Below are 616 nucleotides of genomic sequence, written 5' to 3' on the forward strand. Positions count from 1 at the left end.
CCGGGGCGGGGTCGGCAGGCTTTGCCGGGTCCGAGGCCGCCGCAGCGGTCTCGGGCGCGGGCGATTCGGTGCCGGCCAGCAGGCCAACCGCTTCCGGGGAAACGGCTTTTTCGGGCTGTGCCGAAACGGGACGGTCGGGGTCCGGAAAGAGCTGTGTTTTCACGGGTCAACGATTCCTTACCGGATCATTGACGGCGGATATGGTTACCGAACGGTTAAGGATGGTGATCCTGTCGCCATCTCATGCCGGTATCCTGTGATCGCGGCCTCAGGTCCGCTCCAACAGTGCCAACCGGATCGCGTCCTCGACGAGGCGGACTTCCACGGCTTGGCCGGTGAAGCTCGGATTGAGGTCGTCGGCGGCCTTGTAGAGGCCGTCGATCGCGATCAGCTCCGGCTCGAACTTCCGGCACCAGATCCGCGCGTTCGGGTTGCCGGCGGCGCCCGCGATCGCGCGCCCGCGCAGCGGGCCGTAGACGTGGATCGACCCGCCGGCGATCACCTCGGCGCCCGAGGCCACGGCCCCCATCACCGTGACGTCGCCTTCGAGGTGCAGCACCGCCTGGCCGGAGCGGACCGGCGCGTCGAGGATCAGGGAGACGGCCGCCGCCTGCGG

At 69.2% G+C, this 616-nt stretch carries 1 protein-coding gene; it reads right to left on the minus strand.

Features of this window, described 5'->3' with window-relative positions:
• Window positions 1-268: 268 nt before the first annotated feature.
• Window positions 269-616 (minus strand): septum site-determining protein MinC (gene minC, locus FV222_RS28575; protein WP_147816483.1); only part of this gene is annotated, 348 nt, incomplete at its 5' end.

This window comes from Methylobacterium sp. WL103 (assembly GCF_008039885.1).
GTDB lineage: Bacteria > Pseudomonadota > Alphaproteobacteria > Rhizobiales > Beijerinckiaceae > Methylobacterium > Methylobacterium cerastii.